This window comes from Ideonella paludis, assembly GCF_018069865.1.
Classification (GTDB): domain Bacteria; phylum Pseudomonadota; class Gammaproteobacteria; order Burkholderiales; family Burkholderiaceae_C; genus Ideonella; species Ideonella paludis.
Window position 1 is genome coordinate 412,270 of the sequence record NZ_JAGQDG010000004.1, and the last position, 16,555, is coordinate 428,824.

Consider the following 16,555-nt stretch of genomic DNA (forward strand, 5'->3'; position numbering starts at 1 on the left):
TGCCCTATGGACAAACTTTTGCTGCAACAGATGGTGCTGGAGCACCTTGCCCAAGACCTGCTGCACACCGAGCAGGCCGCACAGGCCGCCCATGAAACGGCGACGCACGAAGAGAACATCGCCGAAAACAAATACGACACCTTAGGCCTGGAGGCCGCCTATCTGGCCACCGGCCAAGCGCGCCGCGCCGAGGCCATCCGCCAAGCCCTGACCCACTGGCGGCAGTTCCGCCCCCGCCCATATGACGCAGGCAAAGGCATCCAACTCGGCGCGCTGGTGAGCCTCGTGGATGCCGACGGCCAGCCGCAACACGTCTTCCTCGGCCCCGAGGGCGGCAGCATGAAACTGCGCTGCGGCGACCAGCTTGTTCAGGTCATCAGCAGTGAGGCGCCTTTGGGCCGGGCCTTGCTGGGCAAGTGCGAGGGGGATGAGGTGGCGGTGCAGGTGGGGGCCAGCAGGCTTTGGTTTGAGGTGGTGGGGGTGGGGTGAAGGGCACGCCAGCCCGAACTGGCCCATGGCCCACCAAGCTCATTGGCATTCCGACACTCTTCGAGCTTTGAAGTCAATGGTCGGGAATCCACTGATGGCCTTCTCGGTTAAGCCAATCGCAGCGTCTAGGTCCTTCACCAACTTCATTGGGTCGACATCACCGGGTGCCTTGTCCTCAAATTCCTTGAATCCCAATTGGTTCACAGCAAACTTCAAGCTTTCCGACCACACGTCCATGCTCCTGCGCTGACTCGCATGCCATCGGCGATAGTCCCCGACTACCATTGCCTTGGCAACCGCCAAATCGTTCTCGGCATCGACACGCTGCGAATCGTCAGCGATCGTGAGCCGGTGGTCCAACTTCTTCAAGCAACCCAGCGCCGAGTTGACTTGGTCCACATTGAGGAGTGCTGTTTTAGCAATGGTTGCCCGAACTGCTCGTAACCGCTCTGGCCTGCCATCCAACAGGCTCACCAAAGCCTTGACCTTCTCTGCCAATGCTGGCTTGGTCGGGGTGGTCAGCTCCAGCTTCAGGCTACTCACTTGCTTATCCAAAGTGGCCGTCGCGACCTGCACCGCGGTCAATGCCGAAGTGGCCAACTCCTGCGAACTGACAGCCGCAGCTTCAGGACCATCTTGGCTAGCCTGTGCGGGCGCCGTCAGTCCTCTTACACCTCCAGAACCCAGAACAGGACGGACGGCTTGACCCTCAACGCGAAACGATGGAAGCTCCAGATCTTCTGGTTCGAGCTTACCGTCCCGTTGTTTGGCCAAGGTCTTTTGCATGGCATTGGTTTGCAAGACATTGTTGAGCGTCACCGCCATCATGCGCAACCCAGGGTTCTCTACCGTCTGAATGGCCTCCTTAGCCTGCTCCAAGCCCACTACCAAGGTGCACGCACCGTGATAGCGAGCGGCATCTGCCAATGCGGCCTGCAGTGTGTACTCGGTGCTGCTCGACCGGCGAGCTGCAATTTCACCGAGGATGGCTTTGCGGCGAAGCTCGATCCCAGGGATGATCACGTAACTCGCCAAGTTACCCATGAAGCCTTGAGCAATTTCTGCCTGCACACCGCTGCTGATGCCAGCTAGCCCACCCAGAATCTTCGCGTCCTTGATACCGCCCACAATTCCTGCCGCCCCACCCAGCAGCGTGGTGGCAGAGCCGAGCCCGGACTGCAGGTAGGCGTCAAATCGGTTGAGGTAAACCTTGTACGCACCACAGCGCTGATCAGAGGCCCCAATCAAGCGGTCTTGAATTCGGTTGCGTCGGTTCGGAAGATCAACGTAGTTGTAGAACGCCACCTCGGCCAGTGCCAACTCACGCCGCGCCGCGCCGTCCTGCTCCGCCGCCAAGCCCTCTGCTGGACTGATGACGAACAGGCTCGATGCCTGAACCGCTGAAGCCTGAAGAGCCGATCGTTTGTTTTCCGGGTCGATCAGCGTGATCAGATCAACCATCTCGTAACGCTCGTTGTCAAACTGCGGATTGGCTCCGAACGTGGTGACCCTGTCCTTTGAACGCAGCGAATCTTTAGGCCCAATGGCGCAACCCGCCGTGGCCGCACAGAGCCCGATGATGAACAGTCGGCTTAACAAGCCGCCGCAATGAGAAAGAACCGTTTGCATATCAGCACTCCTTAAGGGTGGGGCTGACAGCCCCAGAACTCAAAACTCATATCCTGACCGTTGGCATCACTTGACGCCCTTTGGTTGATCCGGACGGAGCTGCTCTGAGGACTCAGCGGTGGTTAACACCAACTCCTCCACAAAGCAATTGAACTGCGACCTCCAGATATCGCCATGATTGGCAATCAATTGGCGGTCCACCGCAACCACCCAGGCTCGCGGATAGGGCGGAGACTTGCCCAGGTGCTCGAGCCGGGAACCCGAGGCCGGGAAGCTGCGGGACCACCCCTCTGTGGCGGGCTCTTTGCCCCAATGGCTTTTGCTTGCCGCGCACTTACTGTTGCTGACTTCTCTCTCGAGCTTGAGGCGGTGGGTTTGAAAGGGCGCATACAGGCCCACAGCCGTTTTGTCCATGTCGTACTCGCCATAGCGAACGGGTAGGCCCAGGCGGTCTTGCCGCGTCAAGTCGATATGGGTTTCTAGCGGTATCGACAGTGTCCTGCTCAGCGGAAACCAGAAACCAACATCCGAGTCACCTTCAGAGGTCAAGACCACCATGCGGGGTGAGCCAGGCTGGTTGTAGAGCGCCTTCTTTCCCTTGAGCCACACCTGCTGCTGCACATCGTGCACTTCCAGAAAGTGTGTGGCCTCGATGGCAGGGTTCACCAAGACGTAAAGGCTGTCGGCGGCCTTCTCCGAAGCCCCAGCCGCACCGGGCTGGCACGCAGCGCCACAACCGGCTGCGTCCAAGTCTTGGATCACTTCTCCATAGACCTGGTTTCTTACCGCAGACATCAGCACCGACGCCCCCAGGCTATGGCCAATGGCCACCAAGCGGTCCTTGGAGTGTTTAGGGCTGGGCCGCAGGCGCTGCAGCAGCTCGAACACCGCGCCGCGCCCCACTTCCATGCTCACGTTCTTGCGGTCCCAAATGGTGGCCAAATCCAGCGCCTTCAGATTGGTCGAGGCGCCCCGCCAGCCCACGTATACCCCCACCACATGCCGAGAATGGCTGTTCTTGGCGAGGTTTGTAAGCAAAGCTTGAAACTGCTTCACATTCTCGTCTTCTGCCCTGGCGTCATGCCGCCAACCGTGGATGAACACCACCACATCTTGCGGCTTCTCCCGCAAGCCACCACGCTGCCGGATGCTTTGGAGCACGGCATCCAACTGTGCCCGGCTGTGGAAGTGGCCCTGCTCGGTGAACTCCACAAAGTGCATCAGGACATGATCGGGTGGAGGGCTGGCGCTGGCCTCGGCTGACTCAGCTTCCGCCGGAATGCTTGCCTTAATGATCGCTGCGCTGCCGCAAGCCTTGCCAGCCTCAGGCTCCTTCGCACTGTTGACCACGCACACCTCCGCTGTTTGCGGACGGATCATCTCTGTGCTGGTGCAGGCAGACAAAGCAATGGAAACTCCCAACCCAACCCACTTGAACATATCGTCTCCCTTCGCCCGGCGCACACTAGGCTGCTGGGTGTAAGTGTGCTGATGTTCTGTGCGGGCCTCATCCCCCAAATTGCTGAGGATGAGGCAAGCCCGAAGCTGGCGAAGAGTGTCTTGGGGCCCCGGCTGCGGGAATTACAGCAAAGGTCGACTGAAAGAAGACTCCGTAGGCGGTCGGAAGATTCGGTTTGGATGTTCACTGCGTTGATGAGCAAAAGGCGCTCTGGGCAAGTTCAAGCCGCTATCGCACGCTGAATCAGGTGAAATCTGCGTGGTACGCTCATCTGCACTGACCAACTACGAAGTCTGACCTAAGGATGGATGACACCGCGCGGTACTACCAGCAATTTGCTAACGAGTTCTTCGAGAGCACGGTCGGTGTCGATATGTCGCCCATACGCAATCGCTTCGCGAACATGCTTGAAGCAGGCGCAAGGGTCTTGGACGCTGGTTGCGGTTCTGGCCGAGATGCCAGGGCGTTTGCGCAGCAAGGCTTCTGCGTTTCCGCTTTTGACGCATCTTCTGAACTCGCGAAGCGTGCCTCTGACCACTGCGGATTCTCTGTAGAAGTTCGGACATTTCAGGAGGTTGACGAGGTCAACGCCTACGACGGAATCTGGTGCTGTGCCAGCCTATTGCATGTCGCCCCTGAGGAGATGCCCGGTGTGCTCTCGCGACTCTGGACTGCGCTGGCACCCGGAGGCGTCCTGTATGCCAGTTTCAAATGTGGCACGGGCACCAGACTCCACGGCGGCCGGTGCTTCACCGATGCCGACGAGTCCAAGGTAAAAGAGTGGCTTGCCGCCCTCCCCGACCTGGCGCGCTCGGAGATCTGGATCACAGACGACCAGCGGCCAGACCGGGTGGAGAAGTGGACCAATGTCTTGGCCACGAAGGCCTCTGCGTCTCGGCGACGTCTGGTGACTGGGGACAAGGATTACTTTCTCCCCCATTTGTCTGAGGCCATGTCGTCAGCCACAGAGATCGACCTGGCAGTCGCCTTCATCAAGACAACCGGCCTTCGCCTGCTGCTGCCTGATCTCCAGGCGGCGCTCGAAAGTGAATCCGGCCGCAGGGTCCGCGTCCTGACCAGCGACTACTTGGACATCACCGACCCAGAGGCGCTGCGACTGCTCTTGTTGCTTCAAGAGCAAGGTGCTGAAGTCCGCGTCTTTGTGACAGCCGGCAGCAGCTTTCACCTGAAGGCCTACATCTTCACCCGTCTCTCTGAGGGCAATCTGGTGGCGGGTACGGCGTTCGTTGGATCGAGCAATATCAGCCGGCAAGCCCTGCAAGAGGGCTTGGAGTGGAACTACCGCGTCGTTTACCCGGGTGACCGTGGATTTCTGGAGGCCAGAACTCGGTTCGAAGAAATCTTCACGCACAGCAGGACTGTGGCTTTGTCAGACGCGTGGATCGAGTCTTACGAGAATCGGCGTGTGCCGCCGCCTCGATCCGTGGCGCCTGGAAGCCATGAACAGGAAGCGCCGCCTGAGCCGACTGCGGTCCAGAAGGCAGCGCTTGCCGCTCTCACCGAAACCAGGCAGCAGGGATTCCGGCGCGGGGTTGTCGTCCTGGCCACTGGCCTTGGAAAGACCTGGCTCGCTGCATTCGATGCAGCCCAACTGAGCGCGCGTCGGGTTCTCTTCGTGGCCCACCGCGAGGAGATCCTCGCCCAAGCGGCGGCGACGTTCCTACGTATCCGCCCTGCCGCCCGCGTCGGCTACTACATGGGGCGCAGCCGCGACGCTGAAGTCGATGTGCTGTGCGCCTCCGTCCAGACACTCGGTCGCGCTGAACATCTAGAGCGGTTTTCCCCGCAGCACTTCGACTATGTGGTCATCGACGAGTTTCACCATGCGGCGGCCTCGACCTACCGCCGATTGCTCGGGCACTTCGCGCCTGCCTTCCTGCTCGGGCTGACCGCCACACCCGACCGCACAGACCAGTCCGACATCCTGTCCTTGTGTGACGACAACTTGGTCTTCACACGCAATCTCTTTGAGGGCATCCGAGCCAAACTACTGGCTCCCTTCCACTACTACGGCATCCACGATGAGTCGGTCGACTACCGTGAAGTGCCTTGGCGCAATGGGCGGTTCGACGCTGAGGAACTGTCGAACAAGCTGGCAACGCTGGCACGGGCGAGACACGCCGTCCAACAGTGGCAGCTACGTGCCCAGAAGCGAACGCTCGCCTTCTGCGTGTCGACCAAGCACGCCGAGTACATGGCCTCGCAGTTTCAAAAAGCAGGCATCTCGTCGGCTGCGGTGTACGCGGGGTCCACTCTCGGACGGGCTCAGGCGCTGGAGCAACTGCGAGACGGCCAACTCAGCGTTATCTTTTCCGTGGACTTGTTCAATGAAGGCGTCGACGTCCCTGGTATCGACACGGTAATGATGCTGCGGCCCACCGAGTCGAAGATCCTCTTCCTTCAACAGCTCGGACGCGGTCTGCGCCTGAGCGAAGAAAAGGAACACCTCGTGGTTCTGGACTTCATCGGCAACCACCAAAGCTTTTTGCAAAAGCCGCAAGCGCTGTTCGGCGTTGGCGCAACCTACAACGCGCTTGCCGCCTTCGCTCGCAAGGCCGAACAAGGCCGACTTGAGCTGCCCGAAGGCTGCTACGTCAACTACGACCTGAAGATCATTGAGTTCCTGAAGTCGCTGGACAGCGCAGGGACTCAGAAGGACTACGAAGCCTTGCGCGCCAGCCTTGGCCGGCGACCGACACTGTCTGAGTTTTATCGCTCGGGCACCAGCATCCAGGCCATGCGCCAGCAGCATGGATGCTGGTTCGAACTGGTCAACACGATGGGCGACCTCGATCACGACGAGGTAGGTGTTCTCAAGACGTTGGGAGGATTGCTGCGCGAGGTCGAGATCACGCCAATGACCAGAAGCTTCAAGATGGTGTTGCTTGAAGCTTGGCTAGAGTTGGACGGACTGGTCACGCCACCCACGGTTGCTCGACTTTCACAACGATCTTGGGAAGTGCTCCATCGTCGGCCCCGCTTGCTCAGCGATCTTTCAGAACAAGTTACCCGGCTAACCGATGGACTCGACGTACGCTGGATCAAATACTGGCGCGACAACCCAATCAACGCCTGGATCGGCGGCAATCGGGTTGCGACCACGGCTTCATTCTTCCGTGTCGAAGAAGATCGGTTCTCGCTGGCGCAACCTTTGCCACCTGAAGCAGCGGATGCGGCAGCGGCACTTCTCCAAGAACTGGCCGCATATCGCCTCGCCACCTACGAGGCACGTCTCCCAGCAGTGGCAGAGCCGTCGAACGTTATTCCCTTCCCCTCCAAGCAAAGGGCGGAGGTCGAGTTGCCGTACTTTCCGAACCTGAAGATCGCTTGTGGTCACTTTCGGGCAGGTAGAACAGACGCCGAAGAGCATCGCCGTTTGCCAGAGGCCTACGGCAAGCTGGACGCAACGCGCCACTTCATTGCGCGCGCATCGGGCAACTCCATGGATGGCGGAAAAAACCCCATACGCGATGGCGACTACCTGCTGCTGGAACTGGTGAGCTCCGGGAATGCTGGGTCAATCACGGGCACAGTGATGGCAATCGAGAAGCAGGACGAAGCCAGTGGCGACAACCAGTACCTCTTGCGCGTAGTCACCAAAGCCAAGGGCGGTGCCTACATCCTGAAGGCCAATAATCCTGCCTACGAGGATCTCCCCGCAACGGATGAGATGCGAACACTGGCACGGTTGAAGGCGGTGGTCGACCCGCTTGACTTGGCTGTGGGCCAGCCTTTCGCAAGGGAGGACATTCCTGCGCTCTTTGGGGAAACCTTCAATCCAGGCAGTTGGAACGTAGGGCACGTTGTGCTGAATGACAAGAAGGTGCACGTCCTACTGGTGACCTTGAACAAGCAAGGCAAGGCGCAGGAGCATCGTTATCACGACCACTGGATTGACGAGCACACCTTCCATTGGCAAAGCCAGAACGCTACGACGCCTGCGAGCAAGAAAGGTCAGGAAATCATCGGGCACGCGGCGAAGGGCGTTTCCATCCATCTCTTCGTGCGAGAGACTAAGCTCGGAGGCGGCAAAGCTGCGCCCTTCGTGTATCAAGGCCCTGTGACATACCAGTCACACGTCGGCAGCAATCCAATGAGTGTGACCTTTAAGCTGTAGTTGGCGTGCCTGTAGAACTGTGAGGCATCTCAAGGCATTCCTTGCCTCGACACATTGGATCTGCCTTTGTAGCCTTTGCACGGTGGATGTACTCCCACCCGGCTTGTGGCTACGGCCGCCCCTTCGGGGCTTAACTTTGCTGTCGCAAAGTTAGCCTGCGCCGCAAGCCCAGAACCCTGGCGCGCTGCGCGCGGGGCCGCTGATGCGGCCCCCAAGCCAGCCACGGTCATTCGACCGTGACTGACTTGGCCAATACAGGTTGTGCCACTCCCACCCGGCTTGTGGCTTCGGCCGCCCCTGCGGGGCTTAACTTTGCTGGCGCAAAGTGAGCCTGCGCCGCAAGCCACGCCCCCTGCGTGCGCTTGCAGCGCACGGGCGCTGCGCGCCGCCAAGGGCGCGACGGTCATTCGACCGTCACGCTCTTGGCCAGGTTGCGTGGCTTGTCCACATCCGTCCCCCGTGCACACGCCGTGTGATACGCCAGCAACTGCAGCGGCACCACGTGCAAGATGGGGGACAGGGCGCCGTAGTGTTCGGGCATGCGGATGACGTGCAGGCCGGGGCTGGATTCGATCTTGGTGTCGTCGTCTGCGAAGACGAACAGTTCGCCGCCGCGGGCACGCACTTCCTGCAGGTTGCTCTTGAGCTTTTCGAGCAGGGCGTCGTTGGGGGCGACAGTGACGACGGGCATCTCGGCCGTTACCAGGGCCAGGGGGCCGTGCTTCAGCTCACCGGCGGGGTAGGCCTCGGCGTGGATGTAGCTGATCTCTTTGAGCTTGAGCGCGCCTTCCAGGGCGATGGGGTAGTGCAGGCCGCGGCCCAGGAACAGGGCGTTTTCTTTGCGGGCAAAGGCTTCGGCCCAGGCCACCACTTGGGGCTCTAGCGCCAGCACGGCTTGCAGGGCCACGGGCAGGTGGCGCATGGCTTTGAGGTGCTGTGCTTCTTGCTCGTCCGTCAGGTGGCCGCGCACTTGGGCCAAGGCCAGGGTCAAGAGGAACAGGCCGGCCAATTGGGTGCTGAAGGCCTTGGTGCTGGCCACGCCCACTTCCACGCCGGCGCGGGTGATGTAGGCCAGCTTGCACTCGCGCACCATGGCGCTGGTGGCCACGTTGCAGATGGTCAGGGTGTGCTCCATGCCCAGGCTGCGGGCATGCTTGAGCGCAGCCAGGGTATCGGCCGTCTCACCGCTTTGGCTGATGGTGACGACCAGGGTGCGTGGGTCGGGCACGCTGTCGCGGTAGCGGTATTCGCTGGCAATCTCCACGCTGCAGGGGATCTTGGCAATGCTTTCCAGCCAGTACTTGGCCGTCATGCCGGAATAGCTGCTGGTGCCGCAGGCCAAGATGAGCACGCGGTCCACGTTTTTGAAGACGCTGTAGGCGCCGTCGCCAAACAGCTCGGGGGTGATGCCTTCCACGCCTTCCAGGGTGTCGGCCAGGGCTCGGGGCTGCTCGAAGATTTCCTTCTGCATGTAGTGGCGGTAGGGGCCTAGCTCGGCCGCGCCGCTGTGGGCTTGGACGATCTTGACCTCGCGCTCGGTGGGCTTGAAGCGCTCGCCATCTCGCGCCAGCACCCAGTGCTTGCCCAATTGCAGGTCCACCACGTCGCCCTCTTCCAGGTAGACGATGCGGTCGGTCACCCCCGCCAGGGCCATGGCATCTGACGCCAAGTAGCGGGCGGTGGGGTCTGCCTGAGTGCCCGATTCCGTGCCCACACCCAAGATCAGGGGCGAGCCCTCACGGGCGCCCACCACGCGGCCGGGCTCGTCGCGGCAGAACACGGCGATGGCATAGGCCCCGCGCAGGCGCAGCACGGCGCCTTGCACGGCCTCGAGCAGGTCGCCGGCATAGAGGTGGTGCACCAGGTGGGCAATGACCTCGGTGTCGGTTTGGCTCTCGAACACATAGCCCTTGGCCTTGAGTTCGTCGCGCAGCTCGTCGTGGTTTTCAATGATGCCGTTGTGCACCAGGGCGATCTGGCCGCGGCTGAAGTGGGGGTGGGCGTTGTGCACGGCCGGGGCGCCGTGGGTGGCCCAGCGGGTGTGGGCAATGCCGGTGCCGCTGGCCACGCCGTCGTCTTCCGTCATGGTGCGCAGCTCGGCCACGCGCGAGGTAGAGCGGCTGCGGCGCAGCTCGCCACCCTGGTGCACGGCCACGCCGCAGGAGTCATAGCCCCGGTATTCCAGGCGCTGGAGGCCCTGAACGAGGATGGGGACGATGTTGTTTGCGCTGACGGCGCCGACGATGCCACACATGGTTTGGATGCTCCCGAATGCAGCGCTGGGGCTGCGTTTTGCAATGGGCAGATCCTAGCCCTGCACCAAAGATTTAAGCTTTCAAATTGATTGCCATCGTGAACTTTTCAATCACTGAATTGATGTGCGGATGATTTATTTCATTTACGATACTTGGATGGATGAATCACTCATGCTGGACGAGCTGGATTGGCGCCTGTTGGAGCTGCTGCAGGCTGACGCCAGCCTCACCAACCACGCGCTGGCCGCCGCCGCGCTGTGCAGCCCGGCCACGGCGCTGCGGCGGGTCAAGCGGCTGCGCGAGGGCGGCGTCATCGAGCGCATCACCGCGCTGGTGGCGCCCACGGCAGGGGGCCAGGGCCTGAGCGTGATCTGTGAAGTGGCGCTAGACCGGCAAGGTGCCGAGCACCAAGCCGCGTTTGAGGCCCGGGTAGTAGCCCACCCAGCGGTGCAGCAGTGCTGGCAGGTCTCGCCGGGGCCGGACTTTGTGCTGGTGGTCTGGGCGCCCAGCATGGCGGCCTTTGCCAGCCTGACCCAGGTGCTGTTCACCCAAGACGCCAATGTGCGGAACGTCAAAAGCTACTTCGCGCTCAAGCGCTGCAAGTTCGCGCCGGCCATCCCCAAGCCCGACGGCAAGTCTTAAGGCCCTGTCGTTATCCCTAAACTGGTTTTGTTTGGGGCTTTGCCACACTGGCTTTGTGAATAGACTGGCCGCATTGGCCATGAGCAAGAACACCCCCCCTCTCTACGACACCCCGCCGGACACCCAGGCGGTAGAGCAGCAGATTCGCATTGCCCAAGCGGCCATGGTGTTTGCGCGCTCGCGCAACACCACGCTGGCAGGCCTGCCCATCGCGGCGATGTTGTGCTGGATGTTGTGGGACTTGGCCCCCACGCCCATCTTGATGGCCTGGTTCGCGGGCAAGTGTGTCAGCAGCTCCGCGCGGCTGTGGGTCAGTTGGCGCTTCAAGCACGACGACCCCGCCCGAGGCCCTTTTTGGGTGCGCCGCTTCGAGTGGGCCTTGTTTGCCGACGGCGCGATGTTTGGGCTGCTGGGCTCAGCCTTGCAGCCCGCCAACGACCCGGTGCTGGGCGCCACCTTGGTGACCACCGTGGTCGCCATCGGCGGCATCGCGCTGGTGGTCATGGCCATGAGCTTTCGGACGCTGGTGGCCATGGCCCTGCCCTTGATGGTGCCCAGCATCGCCTACCAATTGGCGCTGGGCACACCCGTGGGCCTCTACACCGGCATCGGCTTGACGGTGTTCTTGGTGATCGTGGTCGTCGAGGGCAAACGGGCGGCAGAGCACACCCGCTCCATGCTGCGCCTGCGCTTTCAGATGGACGAGTTGGCTCGCCAGCGCCAGCAAGCGCTGGACCTGGCGCACCGCAACAGCGCCGTCAAAGACCGCTTCTTGGCCACCATGAGCCACGAGCTGCGCACCCCGCTGCACGGCATGCTGGGCTTGGCCCGGCTGATTGAGGCCGACCACCAGCCCGCTGCCAACCCCGAGCAGGTGGGCCACCTGCAGATGCTGCAACGCACCTGTGAGCACCTGCTGGGCGTGATCAACGATGTGCTGGACTACTCCAAGATCGACGGCGGGCACATGCAGCTCGCGCAGCGCCAGTTTGACCTGCGCGCGCTGCTGGAAAGCGTGATGGCCGTCTCCACCGTGCAGGCCGACGACAAAGGCCTGCGGCTGAACCTGATCTGTGAGCCCGCTGGTGAGCATTGGGTGCTGGGCGACCCCACCCGCCTGCGCCAGATCTTGATCAACCTGGTGGGCAATGCGGTGAAGTTCACCGAGCAAGGCGGGGTGTCCTTGCGCAGTCGCCACCAAGCAGACGGCAGCACGGTCATTGAAGTTCAAGACACCGGCGAAGGCATTCCCGCCGACCAATTGGAAGCCGTGTTCAGCCCCTTTCATCAGGTGGACGACACCGACCGCCGCCGCCACGGTGGCACCGGCCTGGGCCTGACCATCTCGCGCGAGATTGCGCGGGCCATGAAGGGCGAGCTGGTTTGCCAGTCCGAGCCCGGCCAAGGCACCACCTTCCGGCTGACGGTGCACCTGCCGCCTTCGGCGCCGTTGGTGCAGCAAGACGCCCACAGCAACCCGTCGGTGCCACTGGACGACCTCAAGGTCTTGCTGGTCGAAGACAACCTGGTCAACGCCCTGGTGGCTGGGGCCATCTTGAAGACACTGGGCATTCAGCATGACCAAGCCGAGGATGGCAGCCAAGCTGTCACCCGCTATGCCGCTGCGCGCTATGACCTGATCTTGATGGACTGCCAAATGCCCGGCATGGACGGCTTCGAGGCCACGCGGCAGATCCGGGCGCTCGAGCAGATCACCGGCCAAACCCATGTGCCCATCGTGGCGCTCACCGCCAATGCGCTAGAGGGCGACCGCGAACGCGCCCTGGACGCCGGCATGGACGACTATCTGGCCAAGCCCTTCACCGACGGTGACTTGGCCAAGGTGATCCGCCGCAACGTGCAGCGCTGAGGCGTTGAGGCGGTGCGCCGTCACGCCAGCACGCACCGGTCTCGGCCCTGGCGCTTGGCCTGATAGAGCGCCGCATCGGCACGGCTGATCAAAGAAGCCGCAGGCTCTCCCGGCGCCGCCTGGGCCAGTCCCATGGAGACGCGGTAGCTCAGCTCGGGGTGGCTGGCCAGCGGCCGAGAGGCCCGCACCGACGCCAGCACCCGCTGCATCACCTGCTCGGCCTCGCTCAGGCTCAAGCCTTCCAGCACGGCCATGAACTCTTCACCGCCCATGCGGCCACACACATCCACCCGCCGAATGCCCTGCTGCAGCAGGCGGGCAAAGTCGCACAACACCGCGTCACCCCCGGCGTGACCCACACTGTCATTGATCTGCTTGAAGTGGTCCAGGTCCGCCATCACCACACACAGGGGCGTGTCTAGGCGCCCGGCCAGACGCTGGCTCAGTTGGGTCATCACAAAGCTGCGGTTGCCCATGCCGGTGAGAGCGTCTACCAGCGAGGCACGTTGAGCCTGGTCACGGGCCACCCGCAGCTCGCGGTGGTCGCGCGCCAAGTCAGACACATCGCTGCCCAGGCACAGCATCCAGCCGCGCTCGTCCACCGTCTCGGTCATCAAGATCCAGCGGCCATCGTGGAGGTCGGTTTCAAACTGGCGGTATGGCAGCTTGCCACGGCGAGAAGCCGCCGAGGCCAACCAGGCCTCGAAGTCGTCGGTGTTGATCACCGTGCCGCGCTGCGTGGCGTGGCAGTGGCGCATCATCTCTGCCCAAGTGGGGTGGCTGCCCGGCACCACGGCCAAGGCCTCGCAAAAGGCCGCATTGGCCCAGACCAAGCGGTCATCGGCATCGAACACACCGGCCAGAACCTGCGCTTGGCTCAACAAGCCGGGCAGCAGCTCGGCCAATGCCTGAAGAGGAAGGGACGGGTTGAGGGCCATCCCGCCATTGTCGGCACTACGGGCGCAAGCCTTGAGCAGATTGGGTGGCCCGCTGCGCATCCACGGAGGTGATACGCCTGGGCGGGTCTGCGGGCAGCGTCTCCACAAAGCTGCGGATGGCCCAAACCTCGTCCCGCGTGAGTACATCCTTCCAGGGCGGCATATGCACCACGCCCGCCCTTACCTTGCCCTCGTTGACCGAGCGCAGAAAGTAACGATCCACGTCGGCGGTGCAATCGGCTTTCAGGCTCGGCTCCTTGAGACGGCGGCAAAAGCCATCCATGCGCCGCAAGTCCGGGGCTTCAGCCTGTGGGGTGGTGGCATTGAGGCCATGGCACTCGGCGCAGTGCTGGTTGTAGAGCGTCAAGCCTGACGCCACAGCCCCAGACTGCCCGCGAAGAGTGTTGGTCTCTTGCGCCAGGAGCGGCCCGGTTGCCACGAGAAGCATCAGCGAGCCCAAGGACAAAATGCGACGCTGTTGACGGAGAAGTGGCTGCATCACCAATCCTTAGGGCAAGCTTTACAGCCTTGCAAGTTGGCATCCGGAAAGATGGTGTAGCGCAGATGTGCACCGTCCATGTCGGCGTTCAATAGATTACTGCCCACAAACTTGGCCTCTTGCAACTCGGCGTTGATGAGTTGGGTGCCCACAAACCACACCAAGTTCAAGCGTGCGGCTTCCAAGCTTGCGCCGGTCAAGTCCGCACCCGACAGGTCGGCACGGAACATCCGAGCCTGGGCCAAGTTGGCGCCCACCAGGCGGGCGTTCTTGAAAGACGCCCCCGGCGCGTTCAAGGCATAGGCCTGCACCGCCGTCAGGTCCGCGCCATCCAGCACCGCACCTGCCAAGTTGGCACTGCGCAAGTTGGCGCGGGCCAGCTTGGCCCCGCTGAAGTTGACACCGCGCAGGTCCTTGCCGACCAGGTCGGCATGCCGCAGGTCTGCACCTGGGCAGTGCGCGTAGGGCCAGAGCTTGCAGCCGTTGATGACCGTCACCTCGGGTGGGCTGGCCGGGCCTGCAGGCTGCGCCCCAGCGGGCGCAAGCCCGCCCAGCGCAGCGCACAGCGCCAACCCACGCCAGGCACCAGCCAGCCCGGTGGGGCGTGCCGGTGCGTGCATCACTTGGACGCGACCTTGGTGGCCTTGGGCAACTTGAAGACCCAGTAGCTACCGCCTTGCGTCACCTGTTTGGTCAAGTCGGCCATGTCGCCGCCCCACAGCGGCACGGCGCCGCCATAGCCCGAGGACAAGCCAATGTACTGCTCACCATCTTGCTCCCAGGTGATGGGCACCGACACCACCCCAGAGCCGGTTTGGAACTTCCACAGCTCCTTGCCGTTCTTGGCGTCAAACACCTTGACGAAGCCATCGGAGGTGCCTGTGACCAACAATCCACCGGCGGTGGTCATGGTGCCGGCCCACAGCGGGAACTTCTCCTTCTGCTCCCAAGCGATCTTGCCGGTCTTGGGGTCGATAGCGCGCAAGATACCGACATGGTCGTCATACAGGCGCTTGATGCGGAATCCTTGACCAAGGTAAGCGGAGCCCGCCTTGTAGGTCAGGTTTTCGGTCCAGTAATCCATGGCCCAGTGGTTGCCAGGGATGTAGAACAGGCCGGTGTCCGGGCTGTAGGACATGGGCATCCAGTTCGTGCCGCCCAAGAATGGCGGCGAGACAAACACTGCCTTGCCCTTGTCTTGCCCGGCTTGCGGCTGGGGTGGGCGGTTGCCGGTTTCAATAGGCCGGCCCGTCTTCAGGTCAAATCCCTTGGCCCAGGTGATGCCGTCCACAAACGGCCAGGCATTGATCAGCGAGGTGGGCTTGTTGGGGTAGCCAGCGCCGGTGGCGAGCTTGCTGCGGTCCGTCACAAAGAAGAAGCCGTTGCGGTCAGCATGGGCGCTGGCCTTGACGGTTTTGCCGTCTTTGTCCTTGTACTCAAACAGCACCACCGAGTTATTGCCGGAGAAGTCCCAAGCATCGTTGGGGGTGTGCTGGTAGAAGCCCTTCAACTCACCCGTGGTGGCGTCCACGTAAGCTTGACCTGAAGTGAACAAGCTGTCCCAGTTTTGGGGGTCGTCACCTTCCTTGGTGCGCTTCCAGGTGTTCCAGGGTGCGGGGTTGCCGGCACCAATCACGATGGTGTTGGTCTCTGCATCGAAAGCGGCAGACTGCCAAGGCGCGCCGCCGCCGTGGCTCCAAGCCTCCACCAGGTTTCCGTCTTTGTCGCGCGGCCAACTCGGCGCCCGGGCATCACCCGTGGTCGTGCCGGGCTTCCCATCCAAGCGGCCGGTGTGGCCTTCCACCAAGGGACGGGCCCAGACTTCGGCGCCAGTGTCCGGGTCGCGCGCAAAGAGCCAACCCACCACACCGAACTCATCACCCGATGAGCCGTGGATCAGCAGCACACGGCCATTCTTCTCTTTGACGATGGTGGGCGCACCGGTCATGGTGTAGCCAATCTTGTGGTCGCCAAACTTTTCGTTCCAGACGACTTTGCCCGTGGCACGGTCAAGCGCCACGATGCGTGCATCCAAAGTGCCAAAGAAGACCTTGTCACCATAAATGGCAGGGCCACGGTTCACTACGTCGCAGCAGGGGCGGATGTCATCAGGCAAGCGGTGCTCGTACATCCAGAGTTGCTTGCCAGTCTTGGCGTCCAGCGCATGGAAGCGAGAGTAGGAGCTGGTCACATAGATCACGCCGTCGTGCACCAGGGCTTGCGCCTCTTGGCCACGCTGCTTTTCGCCGCCGAAGGAGAAGCTCCACGCGGGCACGAGTTGATCCACATTCTTGGTGTTGATTTGGCGCAGCGTGCTGTGGCGTTGGGTCTTGAGGCCCAAGCCATAGTTCAGCACGTCTTTGCCAGTCTTGTCGTCGTTGGCAATGTCTTCCCAGGTGACGTTCTTAACGGCAAAAGCCGAGGTACTGGCAGCACCAAGTGCCACTAGCGCGGCTGCAGCCAAAGCATGAAGGGGGCGAGCGGATGAGGCATTGAAAGGCATGGATGTCTCCTTGTTGTGGGTGCAGGCAGTCTAGAAATTCAGGGGCTTGGCGTCTCGGGATCGAGTCCCCTGCAAGACGGGAAGCATTCCCGCCTTTTTGAGCCGCTTGGGGCGTGCTTCTTGCTTGCCTAAG

Annotated in this window: 11 protein-coding genes; 4 read left to right on the forward strand and 7 right to left on the reverse strand. The window is 62.1% G+C overall.

Going from position 1 to position 16,555, the window contains the following annotated elements:
* Window positions 1-6: 6 nt before the first annotated feature.
* Entirely contained in the window at window positions 7-489 is a 483-nt protein-coding gene (locus KAK11_RS12325) for a GreA/GreB family elongation factor (RefSeq protein ID WP_210809430.1), read from the forward strand.
* Between the two features lie 39 nt (window positions 490-528).
* On the opposite strand, the gene KAK11_RS12330 is transcribed toward KAK11_RS12325, so the two are convergent.
* Together KAK11_RS12330 and KAK11_RS12335 are read right to left on the reverse strand one after the other, a co-directional pair.
* Window positions 529-2,118 carry a hypothetical protein gene (locus KAK11_RS12330; protein ID WP_210809431.1) on the reverse strand — a complete coding sequence of 530 codons (1,590 nt, stop codon included), beginning with the start codon at window positions 2,116-2,118 and terminating at the stop codon, window positions 529-531.
* A gap of 66 nt (window positions 2,119-2,184) precedes the next feature.
* On the reverse strand, window positions 2,185-3,498 hold the full coding sequence (locus tag KAK11_RS12335) for an alpha/beta hydrolase (protein WP_210809432.1): 1,314 nt from the start codon (window positions 3,496-3,498) through the stop codon (window positions 2,185-2,187).
* A 383-nt stretch (window positions 3,499-3,881) separates the two neighbouring features.
* Between KAK11_RS12335 and KAK11_RS12340 the strand changes: the two genes are divergently transcribed.
* Entirely contained in the window at window positions 3,882-7,715 is a 3,834-nt protein-coding gene (locus KAK11_RS12340) for a DUF3427 domain-containing protein (protein WP_210809433.1), read from the forward strand.
* Window positions 7,716-8,118: 403 nt separating this feature from the next.
* Here KAK11_RS12340 and glmS read toward each other — a convergent pair whose 3' ends face one another.
* Window positions 8,119-9,969: a glutamine--fructose-6-phosphate transaminase (isomerizing) gene (gene glmS, locus KAK11_RS12345; RefSeq protein WP_210809434.1), complete on the reverse strand. Its 1,851-nt coding sequence runs from the start codon at window positions 9,967-9,969 to the stop codon at window positions 8,119-8,121.
* A gap of 157 nt (window positions 9,970-10,126) precedes the next feature.
* Here glmS and KAK11_RS12350 point away from each other — a divergent pair, with 157 nt between their 5' ends.
* Together KAK11_RS12350 and KAK11_RS12355 are read left to right on the forward strand one after the other, a co-directional pair.
* Window positions 10,127-10,612, forward strand: coding sequence for an Lrp/AsnC family transcriptional regulator (locus KAK11_RS12350; protein WP_210809436.1), 486 nt, complete (start codon window positions 10,127-10,129; stop codon window positions 10,610-10,612).
* A 79-nt stretch (window positions 10,613-10,691) separates the two neighbouring features.
* Entirely contained in the window at window positions 10,692-12,482 is a 1,791-nt protein-coding gene (locus KAK11_RS12355; RefSeq protein WP_210809437.1) for an ATP-binding protein, read from the forward strand.
* A gap of 20 nt (window positions 12,483-12,502) precedes the next feature.
* Here KAK11_RS12355 and KAK11_RS12360 read toward each other — a convergent pair whose 3' ends face one another.
* Genes KAK11_RS12360 through KAK11_RS12375 form a run of 4 tightly spaced genes read right to left on the reverse strand, consistent with a single transcriptional unit; the run spans window position 12,503 to window position 16,422 of the window.
* Window positions 12,503-13,420: a sensor domain-containing diguanylate cyclase gene (locus KAK11_RS12360; RefSeq protein WP_210809438.1), complete on the reverse strand. Its 918-nt coding sequence runs from the start codon at window positions 13,418-13,420 to the stop codon at window positions 12,503-12,505.
* 16 nt (window positions 13,421-13,436) lie between these two features.
* Window positions 13,437-13,919: a c-type cytochrome gene (locus KAK11_RS12365; protein WP_210809439.1), complete on the reverse strand. Its 483-nt coding sequence runs from the start codon at window positions 13,917-13,919 to the stop codon at window positions 13,437-13,439.
* Complete coding sequence (locus tag KAK11_RS12370; RefSeq protein WP_246498848.1) at window positions 13,919-14,539, reverse strand: pentapeptide repeat-containing protein; 621 nt, start codon at window positions 14,537-14,539, stop codon at window positions 13,919-13,921. The genes KAK11_RS12365 and KAK11_RS12370 overlap by 1 nt, the downstream gene beginning before the upstream one ends.
* Window positions 14,539-16,422, reverse strand: coding sequence for a methanol/ethanol family PQQ-dependent dehydrogenase (locus KAK11_RS12375; protein WP_210809440.1), 1,884 nt, complete (start codon window positions 16,420-16,422; stop codon window positions 14,539-14,541). The genes KAK11_RS12370 and KAK11_RS12375 overlap by 1 nt, the downstream gene beginning before the upstream one ends.
* Window positions 16,423-16,555 lie beyond the last annotated feature (133 nt).

Bases quoted from the DNA above. Each gene is read 5' to 3' on its own strand.
- KAK11_RS12325 (WP_210809430.1), top strand. From the start codon at position 7: ATGGACAAACTTTTGCTGCAACAGATGGTGCTGGAGCACCTTGCCCAA.
- KAK11_RS12330 (WP_210809431.1), bottom strand. From the start codon at position 2,118: ATGCAAACGGTTCTTTCTCATTGCGGCGGCTTGTTAAGCCGACTGTTC.
- KAK11_RS12335 (WP_210809432.1), bottom strand. From the start codon at position 3,498: ATGATCCGTCCGCAAACAGCGGAGGTGTGCGTGGTCAACAGTGCGAAG.
- KAK11_RS12340 (WP_210809433.1), top strand. From the start codon at position 3,882: ATGGATGACACCGCGCGGTACTACCAGCAATTTGCTAACGAGTTCTTC.
- glmS (WP_210809434.1), bottom strand. From the start codon at position 9,969: ATGTGTGGCATCGTCGGCGCCGTCAGCGCAAACAACATCGTCCCCATC.
- KAK11_RS12350 (WP_210809436.1), top strand. From the start codon at position 10,127: ATGGATGAATCACTCATGCTGGACGAGCTGGATTGGCGCCTGTTGGAG.
- KAK11_RS12355 (WP_210809437.1), top strand. From the start codon at position 10,692: ATGAGCAAGAACACCCCCCCTCTCTACGACACCCCGCCGGACACCCAG.
- KAK11_RS12360 (WP_210809438.1), bottom strand. From the start codon at position 13,420: ATGGCCCTCAACCCGTCCCTTCCTCTTCAGGCATTGGCCGAGCTGCTG.
- KAK11_RS12365 (WP_210809439.1), bottom strand. From the start codon at position 13,919: ATGCAGCCACTTCTCCGTCAACAGCGTCGCATTTTGTCCTTGGGCTCG.
- KAK11_RS12370 (WP_246498848.1), bottom strand. From the start codon at position 14,539: ATGCACGCACCGGCACGCCCCACCGGGCTGGCTGGTGCCTGGCGTGGG.
- KAK11_RS12375 (WP_210809440.1), bottom strand. From the start codon at position 16,422: ATGCCTTTCAATGCCTCATCCGCTCGCCCCCTTCATGCTTTGGCTGCA.